This is a genomic window from Gordonia sp. (in: high G+C Gram-positive bacteria) (assembly GCF_047602025.1).
In the GTDB taxonomy this organism is placed as follows: Bacteria; Actinomycetota; Actinomycetes; order Mycobacteriales; family Mycobacteriaceae; genus Gordonia.
Map to the genome: position 1 here is coordinate 1,770,606 of NZ_JASGII010000001.1, position 26,198 is coordinate 1,796,803.

25 protein-coding genes are annotated in these 26,198 nt (G+C 72.2%); 7 read left to right on the plus strand and 18 right to left on the minus strand.

Annotation, left to right across the window (positions count from 1 at the left end; genetic code table 11):
* Nucleotides 1-11: 11 nt before the first annotated feature.
* The 12 genes from murG to QM728_RS08845 form a co-directional block, all read right to left on the minus strand.
* Entirely contained in the window at nt 12-1,145 is a 1,134-nt protein-coding gene (gene murG / locus QM728_RS08790; RefSeq protein WP_415031648.1) for an undecaprenyldiphospho-muramoylpentapeptide beta-N-acetylglucosaminyltransferase, read from the minus strand.
* A complete protein-coding gene (gene ftsW, locus QM728_RS08795) occupies nt 1,142-2,695 on the minus strand; it encodes a putative lipid II flippase FtsW (RefSeq protein ID WP_415031649.1) in 1,554 nt (517 codons plus the stop codon). Before ftsW ends, murG begins: the two co-directional genes overlap by 4 nt.
* Complete coding sequence (gene murD / locus QM728_RS08800; RefSeq protein WP_415031650.1) at nt 2,692-4,227, minus strand: UDP-N-acetylmuramoyl-L-alanine--D-glutamate ligase; 1,536 nt, start codon at nt 4,225-4,227, stop codon at nt 2,692-2,694. The genes ftsW and murD overlap by 4 nt, the downstream gene beginning before the upstream one ends.
* On the minus strand, nt 4,220-5,323 hold the full coding sequence (gene mraY, locus QM728_RS08805; RefSeq protein ID WP_415032865.1) for a phospho-N-acetylmuramoyl-pentapeptide-transferase: 1,104 nt from the start codon (nt 5,321-5,323) through the stop codon (nt 4,220-4,222). Before mraY ends, murD begins: the two co-directional genes overlap by 8 nt.
* A 79-nt stretch (nt 5,324-5,402) precedes the next feature.
* A complete protein-coding gene (locus tag QM728_RS08810) occupies nt 5,403-5,891 on the minus strand; it encodes a UDP-N-acetylmuramoyl-tripeptide--D-alanyl-D-alanine ligase (RefSeq protein WP_415031651.1) in 489 nt (162 codons plus the stop codon).
* Complete coding sequence (locus tag QM728_RS08815) at nt 5,884-7,440, minus strand: UDP-N-acetylmuramoyl-L-alanyl-D-glutamate--2,6-diaminopimelate ligase (RefSeq protein WP_415031652.1); 1,557 nt, start codon at nt 7,438-7,440, stop codon at nt 5,884-5,886. The genes QM728_RS08810 and QM728_RS08815 overlap by 8 nt, the downstream gene beginning before the upstream one ends.
* A gap of 29 nt (nt 7,441-7,469) precedes the next feature.
* A complete protein-coding gene (locus QM728_RS08820) occupies nt 7,470-9,419 on the minus strand; it encodes a peptidoglycan D,D-transpeptidase FtsI family protein (protein WP_415031653.1) in 1,950 nt (649 codons plus the stop codon).
* A 21-nt stretch (nt 9,420-9,440) separates the two neighbouring features.
* Nucleotides 9,441-10,466 carry a hypothetical protein gene (locus QM728_RS08825; protein WP_415031654.1) on the minus strand — a complete coding sequence of 342 codons (1,026 nt, stop codon included), beginning with the start codon at nt 10,464-10,466 and terminating at the stop codon, nt 9,441-9,443.
* Nucleotides 10,463-11,476 carry a 16S rRNA (cytosine(1402)-N(4))-methyltransferase RsmH gene (rsmH, locus tag QM728_RS08830; RefSeq protein WP_415031655.1) on the minus strand — a complete coding sequence of 338 codons (1,014 nt, stop codon included), beginning with the start codon at nt 11,474-11,476 and terminating at the stop codon, nt 10,463-10,465. Before rsmH ends, QM728_RS08825 begins: the two co-directional genes overlap by 4 nt.
* A 146-nt stretch (nt 11,477-11,622) precedes the next feature.
* Nucleotides 11,623-12,066: a division/cell wall cluster transcriptional repressor MraZ gene (mraZ, locus tag QM728_RS08835; protein WP_415031656.1), complete on the minus strand. Its 444-nt coding sequence runs from the start codon at nt 12,064-12,066 to the stop codon at nt 11,623-11,625.
* Between the two features lie 399 nt (nt 12,067-12,465).
* Nucleotides 12,466-12,861 carry a DUF3040 domain-containing protein gene (locus QM728_RS08840; protein WP_415031657.1) on the minus strand — a complete coding sequence of 132 codons (396 nt, stop codon included), beginning with the start codon at nt 12,859-12,861 and terminating at the stop codon, nt 12,466-12,468.
* Nucleotides 12,862-12,967: 106 nt separating this feature from the next.
* The gene (locus QM728_RS08845; protein ID WP_415031658.1) at nt 12,968-13,447 is read right to left on the minus strand and encodes an SAV_6107 family HEPN domain-containing protein; all 480 of its coding nucleotides are present in this window, start codon (nt 13,445-13,447) and stop codon (nt 12,968-12,970) included.
* 146 nt (nt 13,448-13,593) lie between these two features.
* Here QM728_RS08845 and QM728_RS08850 point away from each other — a divergent pair, with 146 nt between their 5' ends.
* The 5 genes from QM728_RS08850 to QM728_RS08870 all read left to right on the plus strand — a co-directional run bounded on the left by QM728_RS08850 (nt 13,594) and on the right by QM728_RS08870 (nt 19,155).
* Nucleotides 13,594-14,295 carry a GNAT family N-acetyltransferase gene (locus tag QM728_RS08850; protein ID WP_415031659.1) on the plus strand — a complete coding sequence of 234 codons (702 nt, stop codon included), beginning with the start codon at nt 13,594-13,596 and terminating at the stop codon, nt 14,293-14,295.
* Nucleotides 14,296-14,367: 72 nt separating this feature from the next.
* Nucleotides 14,368-15,147: an LppM family (lipo)protein gene (locus tag QM728_RS08855; protein ID WP_415031660.1), complete on the plus strand. Its 780-nt coding sequence runs from the start codon at nt 14,368-14,370 to the stop codon at nt 15,145-15,147.
* A complete protein-coding gene (locus QM728_RS08860; protein ID WP_415031661.1) occupies nt 15,144-16,208 on the plus strand; it encodes a polyprenyl synthetase family protein in 1,065 nt (354 codons plus the stop codon). Before QM728_RS08855 ends, QM728_RS08860 begins: the two co-directional genes overlap by 4 nt.
* A gap of 19 nt (nt 16,209-16,227) precedes the next feature.
* The gene (gene mptB / locus QM728_RS08865; RefSeq protein ID WP_415032866.1) at nt 16,228-17,715 is read left to right on the plus strand and encodes a polyprenol phosphomannose-dependent alpha 1,6 mannosyltransferase MptB; all 1,488 of its coding nucleotides are present in this window, start codon (nt 16,228-16,230) and stop codon (nt 17,713-17,715) included.
* 33 nt (nt 17,716-17,748) lie between these two features.
* Entirely contained in the window at nt 17,749-19,155 is a 1,407-nt protein-coding gene (locus tag QM728_RS08870; protein WP_415031662.1) for a DUF2236 domain-containing protein, read from the plus strand.
* On the opposite strand, the gene QM728_RS08875 is transcribed toward QM728_RS08870, so the two are convergent.
* Nucleotides 19,152-19,517: an Rv2175c family DNA-binding protein gene (locus QM728_RS08875; RefSeq protein WP_415031663.1), complete on the minus strand. Its 366-nt coding sequence runs from the start codon at nt 19,515-19,517 to the stop codon at nt 19,152-19,154. The two genes, QM728_RS08870 and QM728_RS08875, sit on opposite strands and share 4 nt — an antisense overlap.
* 73 nt (nt 19,518-19,590) lie before the next feature.
* Here QM728_RS08875 and QM728_RS08880 point away from each other — a divergent pair, with 73 nt between their 5' ends.
* Complete coding sequence (locus QM728_RS08880; protein WP_415031664.1) at nt 19,591-20,826, plus strand: protein kinase domain-containing protein; 1,236 nt, start codon at nt 19,591-19,593, stop codon at nt 20,824-20,826.
* 9 nt (nt 20,827-20,835) lie between these two features.
* Here QM728_RS08880 and QM728_RS08885 read toward each other — a convergent pair whose 3' ends face one another.
* Together QM728_RS08885 and QM728_RS08890 are read right to left on the minus strand one after the other, a co-directional pair.
* Nucleotides 20,836-22,230 (minus strand): class II 3-deoxy-7-phosphoheptulonate synthase, encoded by a 1,395-nt coding sequence (locus QM728_RS08885; protein ID WP_415031665.1) that lies wholly within the window; start codon nt 22,228-22,230, stop codon nt 20,836-20,838.
* Nucleotides 22,231-22,239: 9 nt separating this feature from the next.
* Nucleotides 22,240-22,728 (minus strand): polyadenylate-specific 3'-exoribonuclease AS, encoded by a 489-nt coding sequence (locus QM728_RS08890; protein ID WP_415031666.1) that lies wholly within the window; start codon nt 22,726-22,728, stop codon nt 22,240-22,242.
* A gap of 57 nt (nt 22,729-22,785) precedes the next feature.
* Between QM728_RS08890 and QM728_RS08895 the strand changes: the two genes are divergently transcribed.
* Nucleotides 22,786-24,009: a glycosyltransferase 87 family protein gene (locus tag QM728_RS08895; protein ID WP_415031667.1), complete on the plus strand. Its 1,224-nt coding sequence runs from the start codon at nt 22,786-22,788 to the stop codon at nt 24,007-24,009.
* Here QM728_RS08895 and QM728_RS08900 read toward each other — a convergent pair whose 3' ends face one another.
* The 3 genes from QM728_RS08900 to QM728_RS08910 are packed head-to-tail and all read right to left on the minus strand — an operon-like array spanning nt 24,010 to nt 26,175.
* A complete protein-coding gene (locus tag QM728_RS08900) occupies nt 24,010-24,744 on the minus strand; it encodes a lysophospholipid acyltransferase family protein (RefSeq protein ID WP_415031668.1) in 735 nt (244 codons plus the stop codon).
* 53 nt (nt 24,745-24,797) lie between these two features.
* Nucleotides 24,798-25,802: an ROK family protein gene (locus tag QM728_RS08905; RefSeq protein WP_415031669.1), complete on the minus strand. Its 1,005-nt coding sequence runs from the start codon at nt 25,800-25,802 to the stop codon at nt 24,798-24,800.
* A gap of 13 nt (nt 25,803-25,815) precedes the next feature.
* A complete protein-coding gene (locus QM728_RS08910) occupies nt 25,816-26,175 on the minus strand; it encodes a hypothetical protein (protein ID WP_415031670.1) in 360 nt (119 codons plus the stop codon).
* Nucleotides 26,176-26,198: the final 23 nt, after the last annotated feature.

A 26,198-nucleotide genomic window follows, 5' to 3' on the forward strand; every position in this document is an offset into this window, starting at 1 on the left:
GAAGCGCTTGCCTACAAGTTTGCACCGTGGTGGGCGGCGGCGAGTTCCAGGGCCGCGGTCGCGACCCGGTTCGCCGCGTCCCGGTGCCCGCCGATGGCCGCGTTGGCCGCCATCTGCGCCAGTCGGTCGGGATCGCCGAGGAGGGCGGGGACCTCACGGGCGACCCATTCGGGGGTCATCTCGTCGTCGGGCACCAGCAGGCCACCACCGGCTTCGACGACGGGCAGCGCGTTCAGCGCCTGCTCGCCGTTGCCGTGCGGCAGCGGCACATACACGGCGGGCAGGCCGGTGGCCGACACCTCGGCGACCGTCATCGCCCCGGAACGGCAGATCACCAGGTCTGCCGCCGCGTAGGCGAGGTCCATCCGCTTGAGGTAGCCGACGCCGATGTAGGGCGGTGCCCCGGCGGGGTGCTCGGGATCGATGGTGTTCTTGGGGCCGTAGGCGTGCAGGACGCCGATACCGGCGTTCCCCAGGGCCGCGGATGCCCCGACGACCGCGTTGTTGAGCCGGAGCGCGCCCTGCGAGCCGCCGAACACCAGCAGAGTCGGCGCCGACTCGTCGAGGCCGAAGTAGTGGCGCGCCTGCGCGCGCATCGCCGTCCGGTCCAGCGCCGCGAGACTCCCGCGCACCGGGATCCCGACGACCTCCGCACCGGGCAGACCGCATCCGGCGACGGCGGACATGACGCGGTCGGCCCAGCGGGCACCCACCTTGTTCGCGATGCCGGCGCTGGCGTTGGCCTCGTGGATCACCAGCGGGATCCGCGACGATTTGCGTGCGCGACCGCGGGCGGCGAAGTAGGCCGGCAGTGCCACGTAGCCGCCGAAGCCGACGACCACGTCGGCGTCGACGTCGGCCAGCACCTTCCGCGCGGCGGCGATCGACCTGGTGAGCCGCGCCGGGGTGCGCGCCAGGTCGGCGTTCGGCTTGCGCGGCAGCGGTGCCGGCGGGATCAGTCGCAGGTCGTAGCCGCGCTCGGGGACGATCGTCGTCTCCAGGCCCTTCTCGGTGCCCAGCGCGGTGATCCGGGCCGCGGGGTCGAGCGCCTTCACCGCGTCGGCGACGGCCAGGGCCGGTTCGATGTGTCCGGCCGTGCCGCCGCCGGCGACCACGACCGACAGCGGACCGGATTTCGCGGTCATCGCCGCCCTCCTCGGCGGGGCGGTTCCCCGCCGCGCACCCGGCGCTCGGGTGCGCGCGGGGTGCGTCGCCGCGACTGTTCGATCGTCGGGATCGCACCCGTTTCGACGGTACGGGGGCGCGTGGCGCGGCCGCCCGAGGCGATGGGGCGCCGCGTCGAGCCGCGACGGCGCGACACCGGCTCCGAGCGGCGCGGGCGCCCGCTCCCCTTCGCGTCGCGCGGCGCCCGATAGGCGACCGGGGCGGGCAGGTGCAGCAGCTTCGCGCGCCAGCCGACCGGCTTGACGTGTTTGAGGGCGGCCACCGACTCGGGTTCGTGACGGGCCGCGTTGGCGAGCAGGCCCAGCATCGCCAGCATCGTGAGCGTCGAGGTGCCGCCCGCGGAGACGAGGGGCAGCTGGATGCCCGTGACCGGGAGCAGGCCGACGACATAGCCGATGTTGATGAACGCCTGGGCGGTGATGAGCACGGTGATCGTCGACGACATCAGCTTGAGGAACGGGTCCTGTGAGCGGAGGGCGATCCGCATGCCGATGAGCATCAGCCCGAGGAACAGGCCGATCAGGATGAGGGCGCCCACCAGGCCGAGTTCCTCGCCGACGATGGCGAAGATGAAGTCGTTGTGGGCGTTGGGCAGGTAGTGCCACTTCGCCTTGCTCTGGCCGAGCCCGACGCCGAAGATGCCGCCGTTGGCGAGCGCGTACAGCGCCTGCCGCGCCTGGAAGCCGGCGCCCTGCGGGTCGTCGATCGCGCCGAGGAAGCTGAAGACGCGCTCGGAGCGATAGCCCTCGATGAGGGCCAGCACGACGGCGATCACCGCGCCGCTGACGACGAAGCTGCCGAAGACCCGCAGCGGCAACCCGGCGAACCAGAGCAGCGCCGCCACGATGATGGCGATCGTGATCATCGTGGACAGGTTCGGCTCGAGCAGGATCAGGAGGCTGATGAGGGCCGCGACCGGGATCAACGGCACGAGCAGTTCGGTGAGGGTCGCCCCCTCGCGATTGCGGGAGGCCAGCAGGTGGGCACCCCACACGCAGAGCGCGACCTTGACCAGCTCGGAGGGCTGGATCGAGAGCCCGTAGACGATGAACCAACGGCGCGCGCCCTGGCTGAGCGTGCCGATGCCCGGTACGAGCACCAGCGCCAGCAGGATCGTCGTCACCACGATCATGGGCCCGGCCGCGCGGCGCAGCAGCCGCACCGGCAGCCGCACGGTGATGTAGAAGACCAGCAGGCCCAACACCGCGAAGATCAGCTGCGTGGTGAACAGGCCGTAGGCCGATCCGTCCTTGGCCACCGACGACGCCGAGAGGACCATCACCAGGCCCAGGACGGTCAGCACGAGCGCCATGCCGAGGACGAGGTGGAACGACGCGGTCGGGCGGGCCAGCAGGTTGCCGAACGCCTCGCCGATCACCTTCGGCCAGGCGAGGAGGGATTCGTGCTCACGGTTGCCGCGCTCCGCGGCCGGAGCGCCGGCGGTCGGGGCGGGCGAACCCGACTCGTCCTTGGCCGGTGTGTCCTTGGCCGGGCGCGCCGCCGTGGTCATCGCTGCGCTCCCGGCAGCTCGCCGGCGGCAGCGGCGAAGGCGTCGCCCCGGGCGGCATAGCTGTCGAACATGTCGAGCGAGGCCGCCGCGGGCGCGAGCAGCACCGCGTCGACGTCCGCGTCGGCCTCGGCGAGCCCCCAGGCGCGTCGCACCGCCTCGGTCATCACCGCTGCGGCGGCGCCGCGGTCGTCGCCCGCCGCGGGGCCGATCGGCGCAGCGGCGCCGTTGTCGAAGACATGCGTGGTCGCCATCACCCGACCATCGTCCCCTGTGAATACTGTGACAGTTGGGACTTCTGGGGCGTGTCGCGCAATCGCGTCGACAATCTCGCCCCGATCGCGGCCGATCGCGACCACGCCGCCCAGGCTCTCGCGCGCGCCCTCGATCAGTTCGTCGACCGAGGCGCCCTTGAGCAGGCCGCCCGCGATCAGCACCACCCGGCTCCGCCCGGCGATGGCCGCGGCGGCCGCGTGCGGGTTGGTCGCCTTCGAATCGTCGATGAAATCGACCGACCCGGCGGCCGCGCGGGACACGCGGGCCACCCGCTCCCCGCGATGGCCGGCGGGGGTGAATCCGTCCAGGCCGGCGGTCACGGCGGCGGCGGGAACGCCGATGGCCAGCGCCAGTGCCGCCGCGGCGAGGGCGTCCGCCCGACCGGACGGCCCGGCGGGCTGGATCCGGTCGGCACCGATCAACTCGACGCCGTCGCCGAAGGCCCGGTCGACCAAGACCCCGCCCACGACGCCGAGCTCGCCGTCGGCCGGCTCGCCCAGGGTGAACGCCACCCGGCGGGCCCCCTCCCCAACGGGCAGGTGCGCTGCAATCGCGTCGTCGCCCCCGACGACGGCCACGGCGCCGCGCAGGGCCCGTGCCTTCGCGTCGCGGTAGCCGTCCATGCCGCCGTGCCAGTCGAGGTGGTCCTCGGCGACGTTGAGCACGACCCCGGCCGCCGGTGTCGGCGACGGCGCCCAGTGCAGTTGGAACGAGGACGCCTCGACGCAGAGCACCTCGACGCGCGGCGCTCGGGTGAGGATGTCGAGCACCGGCGTCCCGAAGTTGCCGCAGGCGGCGACGGCGGTGCCGGCCGCGGCGACGATCGACTCGACCATGGCCGTGGTCGTGGTCTTGCCGTTGGTGCCGGTGATCACCAGCCAGGTGCGCGGTGCTCCGGTGACGCCGCTCTGATCGACCCACCAGGCCAGCTCGACCTCGCCCCACACGGGCACAGCGGCGGCCTGTGCGGCGGCCACCAGCGGGTGATCCGGTGGAAAGCCCGGCGAGACGACGAGCAGGCGGGCGCGCTGCCACAAGCCCGGGTCGGCCAGCGCTTCGTCCACGCCGGTCCGAACGGCCCCGTCGACGGTCTCCGGGTCGCCGAACGCGGCGTCGAGGATGGTGACCTCGGCACCCTGGTCCTGGAGGAACCGGGCCGCCGAGCGCCCGGCGGTGCCGAATCCGGCGACGACGACCTCCGCGCCGCGCAGCCCGCGGACGAGCTCGGTGGCGCGGTGGGCGGCGGCTCGGTCAGCCACGGCCGGCGCGGCTCAGGAACTCGCTGTAGAAGAGCGAGAGGCCGAGGCCGACGGACAGCGCCGTCAACAGCCAGAACCGGATGATCACGGTGGTCTCGGCCCACCCACTCAGTTCGAAGTGGTGGTGGAAGGGCGCCATGCGGAACAGGCGGCGGCCCGAGGTGCGGAATACCAGGATCTGCAGGACGACCGACACCATCTCGGCGACGAAGAGCGCGCCGAGGACGACGGCGATCAGTTCGGTGTGGCTGACGATCGACAGGCCCGCCAGCAGACCGCCCAGGGCGAGGGAGCCGGTGTCGCCCATGAAGATCTTGGCCGGCGCGGCGTTCCACCAGAGGAAGCCGAGGCATGCTGCGCCGCCGGCGACGGCGAGGATGGCCAGGTCGAGCGGGTCGCGGACCTGGTAGCAGGCGCCGTCGTGTCGGCCGCCGGGCCCGCCGACACACGCGTTGCGGTACTGCCAGAAGGTGATGAGGACATAGGCGCCCATGACCATGGCCATGGAGCCGGCGGCCAGGCCGTCGAGGCCGTCGGTGAAGTTGACGGCGTTGGACCAGGCGGCCACGACGAACCACACGAACAGGACGAACACGACGCCGCCGAGGCCGGCGAGGGAGATCGCGTTGAGGTCGCGGGCGTAGGAGAGGCGCTCGCTGGCCGGGGTGTATCCGTCGCTGTTGCGGAACTGCAGGACGAGGATGCCGAAGAGGATGGCGGCGATGGCCTGTCCGACGGACTTGGCGGTCTTGTTCAGGCCGAGGTTGCGCTGCTTGCGCACCTTAATGATGTCGTCGAGGAAGCCGACGATGGCGAGCATGACGGCCAGGCCGAGGACCAGCATGCCCGAGGCGGTCGGACCGGTCCCCTTGATGAAGAAGCCGACGAGGTGCGCGGCGAAGTAGCCGGCGACCAGCGCGATCACGATGGCCACGCCGCCCATCGACGGGGTGCCCCGCTTGGTCTGGTGGCTCTCCGGGCCCTCGACGCGGATCTCCTGGCCGAAGCCCTGCTTGGAGAACACCCGGATCAGTACCGGCGTCAGGCCGATCGAGACGAACAGGGACACCGCCCCTGCCACCAGAATCTGCGTCACCTCGTGCGGCACGTCTGCTCCATCCGTTCTACCGGCGCCGTTCGCTCCACCGGAACCTTCCCATCATCCAACCCGGTCCTCAAATCGGACTGACCACCAGGTCCCGCTCGCCGAGCGCGGCGAGCAGGCGGTCGGTGTCGACCGCGCCGAGAACGGCGATGACGTCACCGGCGCCGGGCACGTCCCCGGTCGCGCCGCCCCAGCGCTGTACCAGCGCCGTCGTGTCGTCGACCAGAAGCGCCTCGTCGCCCCAGGAACCCTCCATGACGGCGCCCTGGTGCGCGGCGCGCACGGCGCGCGACTGGCCGACGCACACGACTTTGTCGATCGCCAGCCGGACCGCGGCCCGGCCCAGCAGATCGTGGTCGACGACGGACTGCTGGACGTCGCCGTCGGCGGCGTCGAGTTCGCCGAGCACCAGCCAGGTCCGCGCGGAACCGTCGTCGCCGCGATGTGCGCTCCCGGCACCACGGTCGGCGGCGACCTCGACGAGGCGGCGCAGCGCCGACCTGCCGTCGGCGATGCCCACGTCGGGCAGTGTCAGCACCGTCACCGGGCGATCACTCATCGCCGCTCCCGGCGGCCTCGACGAGGGCGCGGGCCAGGACGACGCGGTCGTCGAACTCGTGCTTGACGCCGTTGATCTCCTGCCCCACCTCGTGGCCCTTGCCCGCGATCAGCACGACGTCGTCGGGTGCGGCCCAGGCGACGACGGCCGCGATGGCCGCGGCCCGGTCCCCGATCTCCCGGATGTCGGTCGCACGGCCGTCGGTGACCTCGCGGGCCCCGGCGCTGACCGCGGCGCGGATGGTCGCGGGGTCCTCGGTGCGCGGGTTGTCGTCGGTGACGATCACCAGGTCGGCCCCGCGCGCGGCCGCCGCACCCATCTGCGGGCGCTTGCCCGCATCGCGGTCGCCGCCGGCGCCCAGCACGATCCCGATGCGCCCGCGGCAGTCGGCGGCCAGCGTCGCCAGCACCGCTTCCACCGCGGCCGGCTTGTGCGCGTAGTCGACGAGGGCGAGGAACCCCTGACCAGCCCGGACGGGTTCCAACCGCCCGGGCACGACGACGTCGGCGATCCCCGCACACACCTGGTCGACCGGTGCTCCGGCGGCGGCGCACAGCGCCACCGCGAGAGCCGCGTTCGTCACGTTGTAGCGGCCGGGCAGCGGTACCGCGAGGGCGTGCTCGCCGCCGTCGGGGTCGATCAGCTCGGCCGCGCCGGGCGCCGCCGGCACGACCGCGGTCCACCGGCGTGGCTCACCGGCCGTCGGCCGGGCATCGGCGGTGGCGACCGTGACGGGATCGGTGGCGCGCCCGGTCATCCGCCGGCCCCACTCGTCGTCGACGCAGATCACCGCGGCCGCCGCGGCGACCGGCGACTGCGGGTCGAACAGCGCCGCCTTGGCGTCGAAGTAGTCGTCCATCGTCGGGTGGAAGTCGAGGTGGTCCTGCGAGAGGTTGGTGAAGCCGCCAACGGCGAACGAGGTGCCGGCGACGCGGCCGAGCGACAGCGCGTGGCTGGAGACCTCCATGACCACCGTGTCGACCCCGCGCTCGACCATCGTGGCCAGCAATGCCTGCAGGTCGGGGGCCTCCGGCGTCGTCAGCGAGGACGGCTCCGTCTCGCCGTTGATCCGGGTCGCGACGGTGCCGATCAGCCCGACCGACCGCCCGGCGGACAGCAGCGCGCCCTCGACCATGAACGCGGTCGTGGTCTTGCCCGAGGTGCCGGTGATGCCGATGACGGTCAACGCCCGGCTGGGGTGGCCGTAGACCGCCGAGCTCACCGCCCCGAGGACGGCGCGCGGGTCGTCGTGCACCAGGATCGGCGGGCGACGATCGGCCGGCAGCGCGGTGGCAACCAGTTCGGCTCCCCGCGGGTCGGTCAGGACGGCGACGGCACCGCGCTCGACCGCCTGGGCGACGAACTCGGCGCCGTGCGCGCGGGCACCGGGCAGCGCGGCGAAGAGGTCGCCCGGATGGGCGTGCTGCGCGCGCAGCGTGACGCCGGTGACCGCGGTGTCGGCGCCGTCCGACGCGGCACCGCTCAACGTCGCCAGCTCGGCGAGCGGCGTCGGCGCGACGTGTGCCGGACGGAAGGAGTCGGTTCCCATGGGGTGTTAATCTACCGGCCCGCGGCCGGTCAGCCCGCTTCGAGGACCAGGCGCGGCGCGGGCGGCGAGAAGGGCACGCGCGAGTGCTGCAGCAACCACCCGGCGATGGAGCTGAACAGCGGTCCGGCGGACTGGCCGCCGGTGCCGTCGGCGCTGCGCTGCGGGTTGTCGAGCACGAGTCCGATCACGTACCGCGGGTTGTTGGCCGGGGCGATCCCGGCGAACGTGATGTTGTACCGCGAGTTCGAGTAGCAGTTGCAGCGCGGATCGACCTGCTGTGCCGTTCCGGTCTTGCCCGAAATCTGGTAGCCCGGCACCGCCGCCTGGAAACCGGAACCGCGCTGCAGGCCGGTCGGGTCGTTCTGCACGACGCCGCGGAACATGTCGCGCACCGCCGCAGCGGTCTCCGGCGACACGACCTGGACGCCCTCGGGCGTCGGCAGCGGCGAATCCTGGTGGCCGTCGCGCTTCTCCGACGTGATGATGCGGGGCGGGATGCGCATGCCGTCGTTGGCGATGGTCTGGTACACCGACGCCATCTGCAGCAGCGTCATCGACAGGCCCTGGCCGATCGGCAGGTTCGCGAAAGAGCCGCCGGACCACTGGGACAGCGCCGGCACCTGGCCGGGACTCTCACCGGGCAGGCTGACGCCGGTGCGCTGGCCCAGTCCGAAGGCGGTGACCAGGTCGGCGAACCGCTTCTCCCCCACCTGGCGGGCCAGCATCAGGGTGCCGACGTTGGACGACTTGCTGAAGATGCCGGTCGTGGTCAGCCGCTCGGTGCCGTGCGACCAGGCGTCCTTGACGGTGACGCCGGACATCCGGATGGAGCCTGGAACCAGGTGCATCGCGTCGGGGGTCGTCACGCCGTACTGCAGGGCGGCCGCGGCGGTGACGACCTTGTTCACCGATCCGGGCTCGAACGGCGTGGTCACCGCCGGATTGTCGAGATTGGCGTCCTTCTGCTCCGACAGCGGCCGGGACGCGTTGAACGTCGAGTCGTTGGCCATCGCGAGGACCTCGCCGGTCTTGGCGTCGAGGACGACGGCGGCGACCCGCTTGGCGCCCGACGCGGTCTTGGCGGCGTTCACCTGGCTCTGCACGAACCACTGGACGTCCGAGTCGAGGGTGAGTCGGATCGTGGCGCCGTTGATGGCCGGATGCACGTTCCGGGCGCTGCCCGGGATGATCGCGCCGTCGGAGCCGCGGTCGAAGGTCTTGGACCCGTTGGTGCCGCCGAGGACCGATTCCATCGACGACTCGAGGCCGATCAGGCCGTTGCCGTCGAAGCTGACGTCGCCGACGACGTTCGCCGCCAGGGAGCCGCCCGGGTAGAGGCGCAGGGTCTCCGGATCGGCACCGACCTCCGGATAGTCGGCGACGATCTTGGCGGCCACGTCGGTGGCGACGGATCGGGCCAGGTAGACGAAGTCCTCCGAGCTCTTCAGCTTGGTCAGCAGATCGGTGTCGGAGATGGATCCGCCGAGTGCGGCCGAGATCCCCTTGGCGATCTGGTCGAAACGCTTGTCCGCGTCGGGCAGCTTGTCGTCGCGCTTGTGTGCGGCGTCGACCGCCGCCCGCACGACCTTGGGGCGGAAGGTCAGCGCCCGCGCCTCGTCGGTGTACGCCAGCGGTCGGCCGTTGCGGTCGAGGATGGAGCCGCGCTTGGCGGTCAAGACCTGGGTGTACTCGCGTTGGGCCGCGGCCTGCTCGGCCAGTGAACCGGCCTCCACGGTGTGCACGAGTGCCAGGCGCGCGGTGATGGCAACGACGGCGAGGGCGACGCCGACCACCGCCCACCGGGTGCGCAGGGTGAAGCGGTCCGGACGCCGCCGCGCGGTCGTCGACCGCTTGCCCGGTTCCCGCTTGGTCTTCTTCGCCGACGTCTGTGCGGCCGGCTTCCCGCCGGGGGCACCGGCGCGCAGTCGGCCGAGCCGCCCCGGGCGGGGAGCTCGGACGTTATCGGCGGCTCGCGTCATGATGGTCAATCATTCCCGCCGTTACGGTCGGGGCCGGGGATTTGCCCTCGGCGCGCCGCGGTTGACGGGGCGCTGGGCCCGCGGCGGGGCGCCGTGCGACCGGGCGCGCGGCTTGGCGGCGCGCGGACGGGGCTTCGTCGCCGGCCGACGGGGCTTGCTCGTCGGCTGGCGCACCTGCTGCTGGGCGACCGGAGCGGGCAGCACGTTGGGCGCCGCGGGCGCGGGAGCGGGCGCGGGCGGCGGTGTCGGCTGACCCGGCGCGGGCGGCTGCTGACCGGGCGCAGGGGCCTGACCAGGGGTTTGTGCCTGCCCCGGGGCGGTCGCGGTGGGTGCCGGCGCGTTCTGCTCCGGTGCCGGCTGGCCGGTGTCCGACGGCGCGGTGTCCCCACCGGGCAGGCCGGTCGAGTCCTCGACCTTGGCCGGGTCCACGTGCGGCAGGTTGTCGGTGGCCGGCCGCGGGTTGATCGACTGCGGTGCCCGGCCCCGGACCGGCGCCGGGGTGCCGCGGACGGTGACGCGGCCGTTCTCCCCCACGACGAGGCGCGGTGCGTTGCGCACCGGGACCAGGCCCAGGCGCGCCGCCTTGTCGGCGAGTTCAGGCGAGGAGTCCGCCGATTCGTACGTCCGCTTGAGCGCGTCGCGCTTGTCGACGAGCGTCTGGTTGGCCACCTTGGCGACGGTGAGTTCGTAGGAGTCCTGCGCGGCGCGCGTGGACAGCCACAGCGTGCCGACGAGCCCCAGTGCGACGAGGGCGATCACCGGAACGGCGAACGGCAGGGCGCGAACCCGCTCGACCAGGCTCGGGCGCGCGGGCGTTGCCGCGCGGGCGCCACGCCCCTTCGGGGTGCCCTGCTGCGCCGACTGCTCCTCGCGGGCCAGGCGCGCGGCCCGACGGCTGACGGCGCGCTGCGCGGCTCGTGAACGATTGGCGCGCTTGGGCGCACCGGCACCGGGTCGGCGCTTCCGCGCGCCCGGTCGGTCGATGACCGACAGCTCGCCGGTCGGGATCGGATCGATCTCGCCGGTCTCGTCTGGCCTGCGCCTCATCGCGCACCCCCGTCCGTGGCCGCGGCGTCGGCGGCGATGCGTTCGATGGCTCGGACCCGGGCCGGGGCCGAGCGCGGATTGTCGTCGATCTCCTGATCGGTGGCCTGCTCGGCGCCGCGCGTGACCAGCTGGAACCGCGGCGCGGTGCCCGGCAGCTCGACGGGCAGTCCGGCCGGCGAACTCGACCGGCAGCGCTCGGCGAACTCCCGCTTGACGATCCGGTCCTCCAGGGACTGGTAGCTCATCACCACGGTGCGGCCGCCGACGGCGAGGGCGTCGAGCGCGGCCGGCAGCGCGGCGCGCAGCGAGTCCAGCTCGCCGTTGACCTCGATGCGAAGGGCCTGGAAGGTGCGCTTCGCGGGGTGCCCGCCGGTGCGCCGGGTGGCCGCGGGGATGGTTGCGTACAGCAGTTCGACCAGGCGCGCACTCGACGTGAACGGCTCGGTGCGACGGGCGTCGATCACCGCGGAGGCGATCCGGCCGGCGAAGCGCTCTTCGCCGTAGTCGGACAGCACGCGGGCCAGGTCGCCGTGGCTGTAGGTGTTCAGCACGTCGGCGGCGGTCAGGGGGTCGTCGGCGTTCATCCGCATGTCCAGCGGAGCGTCGACCGCGTACGCGAAACCGCGATTGCGCTGGTCGAGCTGCATCGAGGAGACGCCCAGGTCGAACAGGACGCCGTCGACGCGATCGCGCGCGCGGCCCAGGCCGACCGGCTCGGCGAGCACGCGGCCCAGTTCGTCGTACCGGCCCGCGTTGATCGAGACGCGCGCGCCGAAGGGGGCGAGCCGCTGCGCGGCCTCGGCCCGGGCGGCACCGTCGCGGTCGATCCCGATGACCGTCAGGTCGGCAAAGGTCTGCAGCAGGAGCTCGGCGTGGCCGCCGGCGCCGAGGGTGGCGTCGACGACGATCGCACCGGCCCCGGTCGGGCTGGTGCGGGTGAGCGCGGGGGTCAGGAGCTCGACGATCCGATCAGCCATCACCGGGACGTGCCCGTGGTCCGCGCCGCTCATCGTCGTGGGCCCTTCTGTCGTTCTCGTCGGGTGGATGAACCGGGGTCCCCGCCCGATCGCGAACCTGGCGCTGGGGAAGTGCGTCAGGGTCGGATCGGACGTGGGCCTCGTCTCACCCACCGTCGCGGTTGCGAGGGTCATGGCTGTTACAGCAGCTTCTCGAAGGCTTCCGAGCCCGCTGCCGAGAAGTCGTCCTCGTACTCGGCCTGGTAGTCCTCCCAGGTCTGCGCATCCCAGATCTCGAGGTGGTCGAGGCTGCCGATGACGACACAGTCCTTGGTCAGTCCCGCGTACCGCCGGTGGTCGGGCGAGAGGTTGATCCGCCCCTGCCCGTCGGGCCGCTGCTCGTCCGCGGTGGCGAAGAAGTAGCGCTGGTAGGCGCGGGCCTGCGGGTCGTTGCGCGACGCCGCCTTCGTCTTCTCGGCGATGGCGTCGAAGTCCTGGAGGCGGTACACGGCGAGGCTCTTGTCTTGGTTGCGCGTGACCATCACCCCTCCTGCCAGTGCGTCTCGAAACTTCGCGGGCAGTGTGAGCCGCCCCTTGTCGTCCAACTTGGGCGTGTAGGTGCCGACGAGCCGCTGACCCGACATGTGACACCTCCATTCCCCACTCGGTTCGACGTCCGGTTCGTCTCACCCAGTTCCCACACACTACCCCACTTTCCACCACTTTCCACCCCAATCTGGCCTCATGACCGAACTGTGACCCGGTAAGCGCAGGTCAACACCCATAAATTCGGTGGGGAGGATTCGCGCGCAACACGGGCACGGACTCAGACGACGTGCAGCCGGAGCCGACCTCCGTGCGTTAAATCCGCAGGTCAGCGCCTTGACTCATTCCCGGCGATGCCTCGTGGGGGCCTACCGCGCGACTCGGTGGGGCGATGTGGGGAGCGCGGATGATCCGTGGACCCGCGCAGGCGGGCACAAAAAAGACCGCGCATCGCTGTCGATGCGCGGTCTGTGGGTCGAATGAACGACGGCCGGGGGTTACTCCTCGGTGAAGCGGCGGTTGTACCGCTCCTCCATCCGCTCGGCGAAGGAGCGCGGCGACGGCGCGACCTTGGCCTTGCCGCCCTTGCCGCCGTCGACGACGGTCAGCGACGGCTTGCCCGACCCGCCCCGCAGCGCGAGGAGTCCGGCGCCGAACATCACCAGGAAGCCGATCAGGCTCAGGATGGGGAATCCGCTGATCGTGACGCCGGCGACGATGCCGCCGACCAGCAGCGCCAGGCCGACGAGGAAGAGGGCGATCGCCTGCAGGCGTCGCCGACCGGACCCCAGGCCGGCCGTTTTTTGCACGGTCGAGGCGAACTTGGGGTCATCCGCGTACAGCGCGTTCTCGATCTGGTCGAGCATGCGCTGCTCATGTTCGGATAGTGGCACCGCCCCTCCTTCTCCTCAATCGTGCTCTAGACGTCTCATGATACGAGGTGATCGCCGGATCGACCACAATTCGCCTCGCGACGATTCGGGTGCGCCGACCAGTCGGTCATGCGCTGCGGGGCGCCGGCGCGGCGGCGAGCAGCTCACGGCCCTGCTCGTAGTCCTCGAGCACGCCCTCCGTCACCGCGATGAACTCGGCCAGCCGGACCCGCATGCGGGCCACGACGTCCTGCTCCACCGCGTCGACGAGCCCGGTCTCGATCCGCTGGCGCAGCACCGAGTGGCCGGTGAAGAAGCGCGCCAGCTCCGCGAGCCCGCGGTCGTCGCGGGCGGCCGACGCCTGCGCGCCGAGCCGGGTCCAGGCGTTGCGCTCGCCGCGCGGACCGCGGCGGCGCGACTCCAACACGGTCAGCGCCGCTCCGGCCGTGCGCAGCGCCGCCAGGTAGTAGACCCGGAGCCGCTCGGCGCTGTTGCCGACGACGTCTCCGTCGTCGGCCAGCAGGCTCGCCTGGTCCAGCAGCCGGTGGGCGTCGAGCACCACCCGCGGCTCGACCGGCGCGGGGCCGTTCTTGGTCGTCGGGGCCATGTGCCGCCTCCTTTCGCCGTGCGCACGCTCTCACTGAGGAGAACGTAGCGACGGGGCCGGACATTCCAACCACTATTCGAAACTGTGTTCGATGATACCAGTGCTAGCGTGATCGTGCGACAAACGCGAGAAGCGAGGTTGGGACCATGGCGACGGAGTCGATCGGCGCCCCCGTCGACGTGCGCGTCGTCCGACTCGCCGGGGGCGACTCGCACCGCTGGCTCGATCCCGCCCTCGACGTCTACCTCACCGCCATGGACTACCCCCGCGGGATCGAGGCCCAGCGCCGCGCGCTGTGGCGCGATCACATCGCCCGCCCCGGCTGGAGCGCCTTCGGGGCGGTCGTCGCCGTCGACGGCGACAGCCTGCACGGCGGTCGGCTCCGCCGCTCGGCGGCGGCGCACTCCCTGCGCCAGCGCCACCTCGGCCACCATCTGGACTCGGCCGACCGCGCCGACGTCCTCGTCGGCATCGCCTACGGCTACCGCGGCGCCCCCGACCAGTGGTGGAACCAGCAGTTGCGCATCGGCCTCCGGCAAGCCGGCTACCCCGCCGACCGGGCCGCCCACCTGCTCGCCGACTACTTCGAGTTGACCGAGCTGCACGTGCACCCCGACGCCCAGGGGCACGGCGTCGGCCAGGCGCTGCTGGCCAATCTGCTCGCCGACCGGCCCGAATCCCGGGTGCTGCTGTCGACCCCGGAGGTGGCGGGCGAGAACAACCGCGCCTGGTCGTTGTACCGCCGCTTCGGCTTCGGCGACGTGCTGCGCAACTTCACCTTCGCCGGCGACCCGCGCCCCTTCGCCTTCCTCGGCCGCGACCTCCCGTTCGCCGCGCCCGCCCCCTAGCGCCCGAGGGCGCACGGGTGGCGCTGGGCGCGTCCGCCCCGGCTCGGGCCGCGGATCTGGCACGATGAACGCGTGTCGAACACCCCGATCCACAAACCCGCGCGCACCCGCGGCCGCATCGCCGCCGTCCTCGGCGCCGTGCTGGTGCTGGTCCCCCTGCTGTCCGGCTGCCTGACCCGCTCGGTCACCGTCGGCGACCGGTTCGCCGGCGAGATCATCGTCGCGACGTCGCAGGACAACCCGCACGGTCCGCCCAAGCTCGACATCCCGCAGTCGATGACCTCGCAGATCTCGCTGTCGGACTTCACCGGGACGATCGGCAACGACGGCACCGTGACGATGCAGGACAAGGATGGCAAGGGCGCGAACCCGAACCAGCCGCAGAAGGGGCCGACCAAGGTCGGCACCCGCGCCGTGTACGCCAACCTCACGGCCGGACAATTCGGCCAGCTGGGCGACATCGTCGCGGCGGCCTTCACCGGATCGGGCGCGGCCATCACGATCTCCACCAAGCGCACCGGCGACGCCGTCCGCCTCACCGGCGCCGCCGACCTTAACGACCTGGTCAACGGTCGCGACGTCGTCTACTTCTCGGTGACGTTCGCCGGCGACGTCACCGGCACCAACGGCGCCGAGCACGGGGACAAGTCGGTCTCTTGGGTGCTCCCGGCCGGCAAGTCCACCGACCTGAGCGCCGATGCGCGCTACGCCGACCCCGCCAGTGCCGCCCTGCCGAGCTGGTCGTTCGTCGTCGCCCTGCTGTGCGCGCTCGCCGCCGGCGCCGTCTACTGGTACGCCCGCCGCGAGCACCTGGCCGACGAGACGCCGCGCCCCGGCGCGCCGGCCAAGTGAGCGACGACTCCGACTTCGCCGGTCGCGTCGAACAGCGCCTGACCGACTTCTTCGCGACGGAGCGCACCCACACCGCGACGATCGGCCCCGCGGTCGCCGACGCCACCGACGCCCTCGCCGACTTCGTTCTCGGCGGCGGCAAGCGGATCCGGCCGCTGTTCGCTGACGCCGGGCGGACCGCCGCACACGGGTCCCCACGCACCAGCCCTCCCGCAGACGACACCGACGCCGCCCTGGTCGACCTGGGTGCGGCCCTCGAGCTCGTCCAGGCCTGCGCCCTCGTCCACGACGACATCATCGACGCCTCCGACACCCGTCGCGGGAAGCCGACCGTGCACGTCGCCTACTCGGGCCGCCACCGGGACGGCGACTGGCACGGCGACCCCGGGCGATTCGGCGAGTCCGTGGCGATCCTCATCGGCGACCTGGCCCTGGCGTGGGCCGACGACCTCGCCGCCCCCCTGCCCGCGCGCATCGCGCCGGTGTGGCGGACCATGCGCACCGAGGTTCTCGCCGGCCAACTCCTCGACATCGTCAACGAGGCCGGCCGCGACGAGTCGCCGGCCGCCGCCGAGCGGGTCATCGCCTACAAGACCGCCGGATACACGATCGCGCGGCCGCTCGAACTCGGCGCGGTCCTCGGCGGCGCCGACGACGCCCTGATCGCCGCCCTGCGAACCATCGGGCTGGGGCTCGGCACCGCCTTCCAACTGCGCGACGACCTCCTCGGCGTCTACGGCGACCCGGCGGTGACCGGCAAGCCCTCCGGCGACGACCTCATCACCGGCAAGCGCACGGTGCTGATCGCCGAGGGCATGTCCCGGGCCGGCGCCGCCGACGCCGATGCGCTGCGCGTCCTGCTGGGCGGCGACCTCGACGAGCAGGGCGTGTCCCGCGCCCGCGCGATCCTGACCGAGTCGGGCGCGCAGGCGGCCGTCGAGGAGCGCATCGATCGGGAATTGACGACCGCACTGGCGGGGATAGCCGCGCTGCCGACTTCGGAGCGCGCCCGCGACCGGCTCGCCGCGCTCGCCGACCGGATCGCCCACCGGGCCGCCTAGGACCTACGATCGCAGCGTGATGGTGCACGCGCGATCGTGGTGGCGGCAGCGGGAGTTCCCCGTCGGCCTGCTCGGCGCCGTCCTCGTCGCACTCGGCGCCTTCGGCGTGGCCGACGTGCCGCGACCGAACACCGTCGCCGCCGACGCCGGCCTCGCCTGGCTCTCCTACGGACACGGCAAGACGCTGTCCGGGATCGTGTTCTGGCTCGGTGTCGCACTTCTCGTGCTCTGCTGGGTCCGCATCGGCCGGCTGGTCGGATCACCGGACTCGACCATCCCGTTGTGGCAGGTGCGCGCCACCGTGCTCGCGTGGGCGGCACCGCTGACCATGACCGTGCCGGTCTACAGCCGCGACGTGTACGCCTACCTCGCGCAGGCACAGGTGTACCGCGCCGGCTTCAACCCCTATTCCGACGGTCCGGTGCACGTCCCCGGCCCGATGCTCGATTCGATGGCCCAGGTGTGGGCCGCCACCACCGCGCCCTACGGCCCGACGTTCCTGTGGCTGGGCCGCGCGGTCGCCGGCCTGGCCGACGGCAACGTCATCCTCGGTGTCCAGCTCATGCGCGCGGTGCTGATCCCCGGCCTGCTGCTGAGCCTGTGGGCGATCCCGCGCCTGGCCCGGCATTTCGGCGCCTCGCCGCAGCAGGGCGTCTGGTTGGCCCTGCTCAACCCGTTGATCCTCATCCACCTCGTCGCCGGGGCGCACGTCGAGATGCTGCTGATGGGGGTGCTCGTCAGCGGCGTCACCCTGGTGGCCACCGGTCGGCACGCATGGGGTCTGGCCGTCCTCGGCGTGGCGGCGACGATCAAGATCACCGCCGCGATCGCGATCCCCTTCGTCGTCTGGATGTGGTTGGCCCACCTGCGCGCGGCGGGCCGGCTCCCCGACCGTCGGCGGGTCGTCGAAGTGTTTGCCGCGACCGCGGGCATCCCGGCGGCGGTCTTCGGCGCCATCACCGTCGCCAGCGGCCTGGGCCTGGGCTGGTTGACCGGATTGGGCTGGGCCGGCCGCATCATCAACTGGCTGTCGGTGCCGACCCTGGTCGGACACCTGATCACCTGGCTGGCCGCGCCGTGGCGGGCCTGGAACCTGCAGGCCGTGCTGGTCTACACCCGCGCCGCCGGCGCGGCGGCGCTGGCCGTGATCCTGGTCGTGCTGTGGCTCCGTTTCCGACAGTCCGAGCGCCGCGCCATGGCCGGGATGGTGCTGGCGATGCTCGCCGTGCTGCTCCTCGAACCGTCGACGCTGCCCTGGTACTACACGTGGGTCCTGTGCCTGGCGGTCGCGTTCACCCTGCCGCCGTGGCTGCGGGCGGTCGTCGTGGCCGCCTCGACGATCCAACTCATCGTCTTCCAGCCCGACGACTCGATCGTCCTCTACCAGCCACTCGGGCTGACGTTGGCCCTGGTGCTCGGCGCGCTGGCCGCGGTGTCGCTGGTCAGGCCCGACCCGCTGCGGCTGCGCGCCCTGGTAGGCGCGACGCGCGCCCCGACGAGCCCATGAGAAGGATCTTCATATTTGTGCCATGATGTGACCATGGTCACACCCGCTGCGCACGCGCTCACCCTGGCGGACGTCGAGTTCAACCGACGCGACCATCCCGACCGGCCGCTGCGGCCGATCCCCCCGGGCCGGGACGACTTCGCCGAGCGCTGGCTGCCCAGCCGCGAGTACGTGTTCGGCCCGTGGCTCGATGTCCGGCAGACCGTCGTGCCATCCGAGTTCACGCGGGTGCGCGACGACATGTTCTGGCAGGCCGACGAACACGTGCTTCCCGTCGTCGACCTCTTCGAACGCGAGGGCTCGGCCACCATGCGCCCCCTGTTCGAGCGTGCCCTCACCCAGGGCGTCGACTCCGTTCCCGAAGCCCCCGCCGAGCTCGTCGAGTTCTTTCGACACATCACCGCCCGACCCGACTGGCTGGACCGCAAGGCCGCCGAGCGCGGCCGCATCCTGATCTCCTCGGCGTCGCTGTCCGCCTCTCGGCTCGTCCTCGGCTGGGCACTGTTCGAGACGGCGATGACGGCGGACATCTCCGCCGCCACCGGTGCCACCGGCCGCTTCAAACAGGACTCGGTGCGCCGCTACGTCGAGACCTTCCGGATGTTTGCGCTGGCCATGAAACCGGACATTTACGACCCCACGACCGAAGTGTTCCAGACGATCACGCGGGTCCGGCTGATGCACGCGCTCGCCAGTCGCGGCCTGCGCAAGGCGTGGGGGGACGAGCACTACCTGCAGTACGGCGAACCCATCGCCGCCACCTCCCTCCTCGCCTTCGGCAACGGACCGCTGCTCACCCGGCTCGTCGACCACCGGCTCGGACGGCGCCTGTCGGCCCGCGACCTCGACGACATCGCGATGTATGCGGGCTGGTTCGGCCACCTCATGGGCGCACCGGACCGCCTGCGCGCCCGCGACGGCCAGGAGATGATCCGGTCACTCGACTACATCTTCTCCCGCGGCGGGAATCCGTCCGGGTGGCGCGAAGAACTGATGCACACCGTGCGCCAGCCGGTGGATGCGTTCACCGACACCTACCTGTCGTGGTGGCCGGGACCCGCCCGGTCCGCGCTGGTCTTTGCCGGCTGCCAGGGGTTCGCCGCGACGGCAATCGCACCGCTCGTCCCGGTGTTCGGGCTCGACGAGGTCCACGAGTTCGTCGACGGCGCCCGAGAGTTCCACGTCCCCTACCGATTGCACGGCGAGATCTACAAGCGCGTCGGACAGCTCAATGCCCGAACCGCAGGCATTCGCGATCGCCTGCCGGGCGCTGCTGCGGCGCGGCGGGTCATCTATCGCAACGGACCGCCGGGCATCGACCGACTCGTCGACGGGATGGCGGCATTCGCCAAGCGCTACCACGACATCGCGATGGCCTATACCCACCACGACGGGTCCACCGCCGGCAAGGGTTTCGCCGAACCCCGCATGGTCGGCTAGAACGCCGCTGCCTGTGCCCGTCGGATGACCTCGCGCGCCGAATGGGTGTGCAGCGCCGCCGCCGGGTACATCCCGAGGTCATCGATCTCGGTGAACAGCCACTGCATGACCTCGTCCCGGCCGTAGCCGCCGTCGAGCAGGACCTCGACGAGGCCGTTGAAGTGTTTGGCGATGCCCTCGTCGTCGAGGAAGAGCGCGGGCACGTACGGCCGGCCGTCGCGGGACAGTGCGAGCAGGTGGTGGTCGCGGATCAGGGTGCGGACCCGGTTGGACGAGACCCCGAGTCGGGCGCCGACCTCCTCGAGGGGCAGCACCTCGGCGTCGTCGGGCAGGCAATCGTCGGACAGCGGCAGCGAGCTCACGGCTCAAGCGTACCGAGCGGGCCCCGGCTGCGCCTCCCGGATCCCGGCGCATCGGCCCGGTAGATTCGCAGGCGTGAATCCCGGCCCACCCCGCGCGGCGGACACCTCCGGCGACCAGCTGATCGGCGCGCTGGTCGACCGGCGCTACCGCATCGACGCACTCATCGCGCGCGGCGGCATGAGCGCGGTGTACCTCGGGCGCGACGAGCGCCTGCACCGGCCCGTCGCCGTCAAGGTCATGGCGGCCGCCTACCGCGACGACCCGGTGTTCCTGTCGCGCTTCGAGTTCGAGGCGCGCGCGGTCGCCGGCCTCAAACACCCCGGACTGGTCGCCGTGTACGACCAGGGCATCGACGAGCCGGTCGTGTTCCTGGTGATGGAGCTGGTCGAGGGCGGCAGCCTGCGCGAACTGCTGCGCGAGCGCGGCCCGATGCCCCCGCACGCGGTCTCGGCCGTCATGCAGCCGGTCCTGGGCGGCCTCGGCACCGCGCACCGGGCCGGGCTGGTGCACCGCGACGTCAAACCGGAGAACATCCTGATCTCCGACGACGGCGACGTGAAGATCGCCGACTTCGGGCTGGTGCGCGCGGTCGCCGAGGCCGGCATCACGTCGGCCAGCGTCATCCTGGGCACCGCCGCCTACCTGTCCCCCGAGCAGGTGGAGTCGACGAGCGCCGATGCCCGCTCGGACGTGTACTCCGCCGGCATCGTCATGTTCGAGCTGCTCACCGGCCGCACCCCGTTCCACGGCGACACCCCGCTCGGCCTCGCCTATGCCCGGCTGTCCTACGACGTGCCGGCGCCCGGCGACGTCGTCGACGGCGTGCCGTCGCAGATCGACGAGGTCGTGCTGCGGGCCACCGAGCGCAACCCGGAGGACCGGTACGCGGACGGATTCGCGATGGCCCGCGCGCTGGCCGACGCGGCCGAGGAGCTCAACCTGCCCAAGTTCACCGTGCCGGCGCCCCAGCGCTCGGCCGAGCGCGCGACGGCGGCCCGCCTGCGGCGCCAGCAGGCCGCCGCGGCGCGATTCGACGCCGCCGCCCCGGCGGGCCCGCCCGGACCCGCGGGCACCGCCCTGCTGGACGAGGGCGCGCCAGGGTCAGTCGACGACGAGAGCGGCCACCGGTTCAGCATCCTCGACGTCGACGACGACGGACGGGACCACGACGAGGACGACGCGCGACCGGCCGACACCGGATCGAGCCCGGTCGCCGTCGCGGTCTGGTTGGCGCTGCTGGCCCTGGTGTTCGGCGGCATCGCCGCCGGCGGCTGGTGGCTGGGCGCCCACGTCTTGATGGGGCTCTAGCCGGCCCGGTCAGCCGCGCAGCATCTCCGCGACGAGGAAGGCCAGCTCCAGCGACTGCTGGGTGTTGAGGCGCGGGTCGCAGGCCGTTTCGTAGCGGCCGGCGAGGTCGTCGTCGGAGATCTCCTGCGCGCCGCCGAGGCACTCGGTCACGTTCTCGCCGGTGAGCTCGATGTGCACGCCGCCCGGGTGACTGCCCAGGGCGCGGTGGACCTCGAAGAAGCCCTGCACCTCGTCGACTATGCGGTCGAAGTGGCGGGTCTTGTAGCCGGTGGACGCCTCGTGGGTGTTGCCGTGCATCGGGTCGCACTGCCAGATGACCTTGTGCCCGGTCTTCTCGACGGCCTGCACGATCGGCGGGAGGACGTCGCGGACCTTGCCGTTGCCCATGCGGGCGACCAGGGTCAACCGGCCCGGCTTGTTGGTCGGGTCGAGGCGCTCGACGTATTCGACGGCCTGCTCAGGCGTGGTCGTCGGGCCGATCTTCACGCCGATCGGGTTGTTGATCAGCTCGACGAAGGCGATGTGCGCGCCGTCGAGCTGTCGGGTGCGCTCCCCGATCCAGAGGAAGTGCGCGGACAGGTCGTAGAGCACCTTCTCCGCGCCCCCCTCGGGGGCGTTGGCCAGGCGGAGCATGGCCCGCTCGTAGTCGAGCACCAGCGCCTCGTGCGAGGCGAAGATCTCCGCCGACTCCAGGCTGGCGTCGTGCACGCCGCAGGCGTCCATGAAGTTCAGCCCGCGGTCGATCTCGGCGGCCAACGCTTCGTAGCGGGCGCCGGCGGGCGAGGTCCGGACGAATTCCCGGTTCCAGTCGTGCACCTTGTGCAGGCGCGCCTCGGAGCCGGTCAGGGCGCGCACCAGGTTCATCGCGGCGGCCGCGTTGGCGTAGGCGCGCACCAGGCGCGACGGGTCGTGGGCGCGGACGGCGGCATCGGGCGGGAAGCCGTTGACCATGTCGCCGCGGTAGGACGGCAGCCCCAGCGAGTCGGTGTCCGACGACCGCGGCTTGGCGTACTGGCCCGCGATCCGCGCCACCTTCACGACGGGCATGCTCGCGCCGTAGGTCAGCACCACCGCCATCTGCAGCAGGGTGCGGATGTTGCCCTTGATGTGGGCCTCGGTGTTGTCGGCGAAGGTCTCGGCGCAGTCGCCGCCCTGCAGCAGGAACGCCTCGCCGTTGGCAACCTGCGCCAAGCGGTCGGACAGCGTCTCCACCTCGGCGGGCATGCAGATCGGGGGCACGCTCTCCAGGACGGTCCGCATCCGGGCCGCCTCGTCGGCCGGCCAGCTCGGCTGCTGCACCGCCGGACGGGAGATCGCGTCCTCGAACCGCTGTTGCAGGCCCCCGGGCAGCGGGGGCAGCTCGGGCAGCTCGTCAATCGGTACGTCGACAGTCCAATTCACCACGGCACCAGCCTAATCGACCGTTTTCGCAGCGACGATCCGCTCCCACTTGGCCAGATTGTGCCGGGCGTCGGCGAGCGCGTCGTGCGCGTCGCCGGGCAGGTCGGGCAACGTCGGCCGGCCCGCCTCCTCCCACGCCTGGCGCAGTTCCCGGGTGTAGCGCGGCAGGGTGCGCGGCAGGTCGACCATCGACCCCCACAGCTGGCAGAGCACGACGTGGTCGTAGGCGCCGGTCCACGCCCACAGCTCGACGGTACCGCCGTCGGCGGTGAAGAACTCCAGCAGCTCGTCGCGGATCTGCCGTCGCGACCGCCACAGCTTGGACGCCGGCGACGGCAGCTTGGGCAGCACATTGGCGCGCACCCAGTCCCCGGCGCGGTCCGGGTCGAACTCGGTGGACACCGCGTAGTACTCGCGCCCGTCCTCGGCAACGACCCCGATCGACACGAGGTCGATGGTCCGACCGTCTTCGATGAACTCCGTGTCGTAGAAGAACCGCATGCCGACCAGTATCCGCGCGCGCCCCCGGGCGGCGGCGCCCGGTGTACTCTTTGCCCCGTGCGCTACAGGTCAATGTGGGCGACCGCGTTGCTGGCGGCGTCAGTCCTCGGACGGATCCTGTGGATCACGCTGAGCACCAACGGTGCCAACTTCGTCGACCTGCGCGTCTACCGCGGCGGAGCCGCCGGACTCCCCGACCAGGTCTACAACTTCGAGTACAACGGGCTGGGCGTGGCCACCCCGCTCCCCTTCACCTATCCCCCGTTCGCGGCGGTCGTGCTGTACCCGTTGTCGCTGTTGCCGTGGGACGTCGTCGCGTGGGCGTGGCAGGCGGCCACCATCGCCGCCCTGTACGGCTCGATCGTGTTGGCCCTGCGGCTGTGCGGGCGGACGAATGGCGGCTACCCGGTCGCCGCGGCGTGGACCGCGGTGGCGATCTGGTGCGAGCCGGTGCGCGAGACCCTCGACTACGGACAGATCAACGTCTTCCTGATGCTCGGCACGCTCGCCGCGATCCGCTGGGCCGGCTCCCGGGCCGGCGAGGCCGCCGGCGGGGCGCTGATCGGCCTGATGGCGGCCATCAAGCTGACCCCGGCCATCAGCGCGGTCTGGTACCTGGCGGTGCGCAAACCGCTCGGTGCGCTCGCCGCGGCGCTGTCGTTCGGCACGACGCTGCTGGGCTGCCTGCTGTTCTTCCCGGACATCACCCACAAGTACTTCGGCGAGCTCATCGGGGACGCGGATCGGATCGGGGAACCCGAGCGCGTCATGAACCAGAGTCTGCGCGGCGCCCTGTCCCGCGTCGTCGGGTCGGACGTCGGCACCGGTGCGCTCTGGATGACCGCCGTCGCGGTGGCCGTCGTCGTCGCCGTGGCGGCCTGGCGCGCCATCCCCCGCCCCGCCACGACCGGTGACGACTGGTTGGCGACGCTGCTGATCGTCCAGCTCCTGGGCCTGCTGGTGTCGCCCATCTCGTGGGTCCACCACTGGGTGTGGTTGGTGCCGCTGGCGATCTGGCTCTGGTACGGCAGCGGGGCACGGCGCCGCGGCGGGCGCGCCCTGGCGATCATCTGGGCTGCGGTCGGGATCCTCGGCGTGCCGTGGCTGTTGCGCCAGGCCGAGGTCCACTCGGTGTCGTTGCCGCACGCGGTCGACGTCGTCGGCGGCGCGGTGTGGCCGCTGCTCGCGCTCATCACCCTCGGTTGGCTGGCGCTGACCGGGTCGACCGACGAGCCGTCGCCGACCGGGGCCGACGACGTCGCGCCCGCCACCGCGGCCTGATCAGGCCGCCGGGGGCTCCTGCGCCGTCTCGGCCGCTTCCCGCAACGCGTCTTCCGGCGTCGAGCCACTGTTCTTCAGGTCTGCGGCGTACAGGTCGACGTATTGCTGGCCGGACAGCCGCATGAGGTCGTACATGATCTCGTCGGTGACCGCGCGCTCGATGAACCGGTTGCCGCCCATGCCCTCGAACCGCGAGAAGTCCAGCGGCTCACCCAGGTGCACCTCGATGCGGGCGAAGCGCGGGATGACGGTGCCGGGCGGGTTGAGGTCCTCGGTGCCCTTCATGGCCACCGGGATGACCGGCACGCCGGTCTCCAGCGCCAGTCGGGCCAGGCCGGTCTTGCCCTTGTAGAGGCGGCCGTCCGGGGAGCGGGTGCCCTCGGGGTACATCCCCATCAGCTCGCCCTCGGCCAGCTTGCGCCGCGCCGCGTCGAGGGCGCCGGCCGCGGCGGAGGCGCCGGAGCGGTCGATGGGGATCTGGCCGGTCGAGCCGAAGAACCAGCGCTGGAACGCCCCCTTGAGGCCGGTGCCGGTGAAGTACTCGGACTTGGCCAGGAAGTACACCCGTCGCGGGATCACCAGCGGCAGGTAGAAGCTGTCGACGACGGCCAGGTGATTGCTGGCGAGGATCGCCGGCCCCGACGTGGGGAGGTTCTCCAGGCCGTAGACCTTGGGGCGCCCGATCAGGCGCAGGAACGGACCCATCAGGATGTACTTGAAGATCCAAAACCACATGCGGTGAGCGTACCCCGAGCGCGCCGGACCGATCAGCCGGATGCGAGGCGCCGTCAGTCCCCGATGGCGGCCGGTGTCGCCGGAGCCTCGTCGGCGGGCTCGGTGCGGCGGCGCAACTCGGTGCGCGCCACCTCCGCGGCGCCGATCATGCCGGCCGATTCGCCCAGCTGGGTGCCGCGGATGCGGGCCAGGGTGCGGTGGCCGGCACCGGTCACGAGCGACGCGTACTGCTCGCGGGCGTCGTCGAGGTACAGCCCCGATGCGCGTCCGACGCCGCCGGCGATGACGATGAGGTCGGGATCGAAGACGTCGGCGATCATCGCCAATCCGTGGGCCAGGGACGTCGCGAAGGACGCGAACGCCGACAGGGCGAGCGGATCCCCCTCGTGGGCTGCGGCGGCGATCCGGCGGCCGGTGACCGAGCCCGGGTCGGCGGACAGTTCCGCGGCCAGCGCCGACCGCCCCCATTCGCCGTCGGCCAGCAGCTCGACGACGGTGTCGACGAGCGCGGTGCCGCTGCAGTACCGCTCCCAGCAGCCCCGCTTGCCGCAGCCGCACGGGCGGCCGCCGGGAACGATCACGAGGTGGCCCAGCTCCGGTGCGACGCCGTGGCTGCCGCGGTAGAGCCGACCATCCTGGACCAACCCGGCGCCGATGCCGGTGCCGATGGCGAGCACCAGCGAGTTCTGGCCGCGTCCGGCCGCACCGAAGCGCCATTCGGCGACCGCGGCGGCATTGGCGTCGTGCTCGGCGAAGACCGGCAACCCGATCCGCGCCGACATCTCCTCGGCCACGCGCGCCTCCCGCCACGGCAGGTGCGGCGCGAAGCGCACCGTCGACCGATCGCGGGTGAGGAAGCCGGCGATGGCCAGGCCGACGGCCGATACCGACCAGCGTGCGTGCAATTCGGCGACCAGCCGGTCCAGGCAGTGCTCGAGCGCGTCCGCCGTCGCCGGGGTGACCGCGCGCAAGGTGTCGAGCATCTGACCGTCGGCGTCGATGACCGCGGCGCGAACGCTCGTGCCGCCGATATCGATGCCGATCGTCAGGTCGCTCATCGCCGGTCGGCCGTCACTTCGCCTCCCGGCCGATGGCCACGGCGATCTCCTGGTAGGCCGCCGCCGCGGCGGGCACCCCGTCGCCGGGTGCCGACCGCAGCGCTTTGACCAGCGCTTCCAGGATGGCGATGACGGTGGAGAGGAGTCGGGCCAGCAGTTCGCCGACCTCGTGCAGCAGCGTGGAGACCTCGCCGGGCAGCTCCCCCACGAGGCCCTCGGCGACGGTGCCCGCGGCACCGCCGGGGGCGAAGACGCCGGCCAGGCTGTCGATCTGCGTGGTCAGGCCGGCGAGCAGTTCGCGGGCCGCCTCGATGATTGCGTCGGTCGACCCCGCGTCGCTGCCGGTGGACCCGGCATCATTCGGAGTTCCCATGGGGTGAAACGGTACCCGACCCC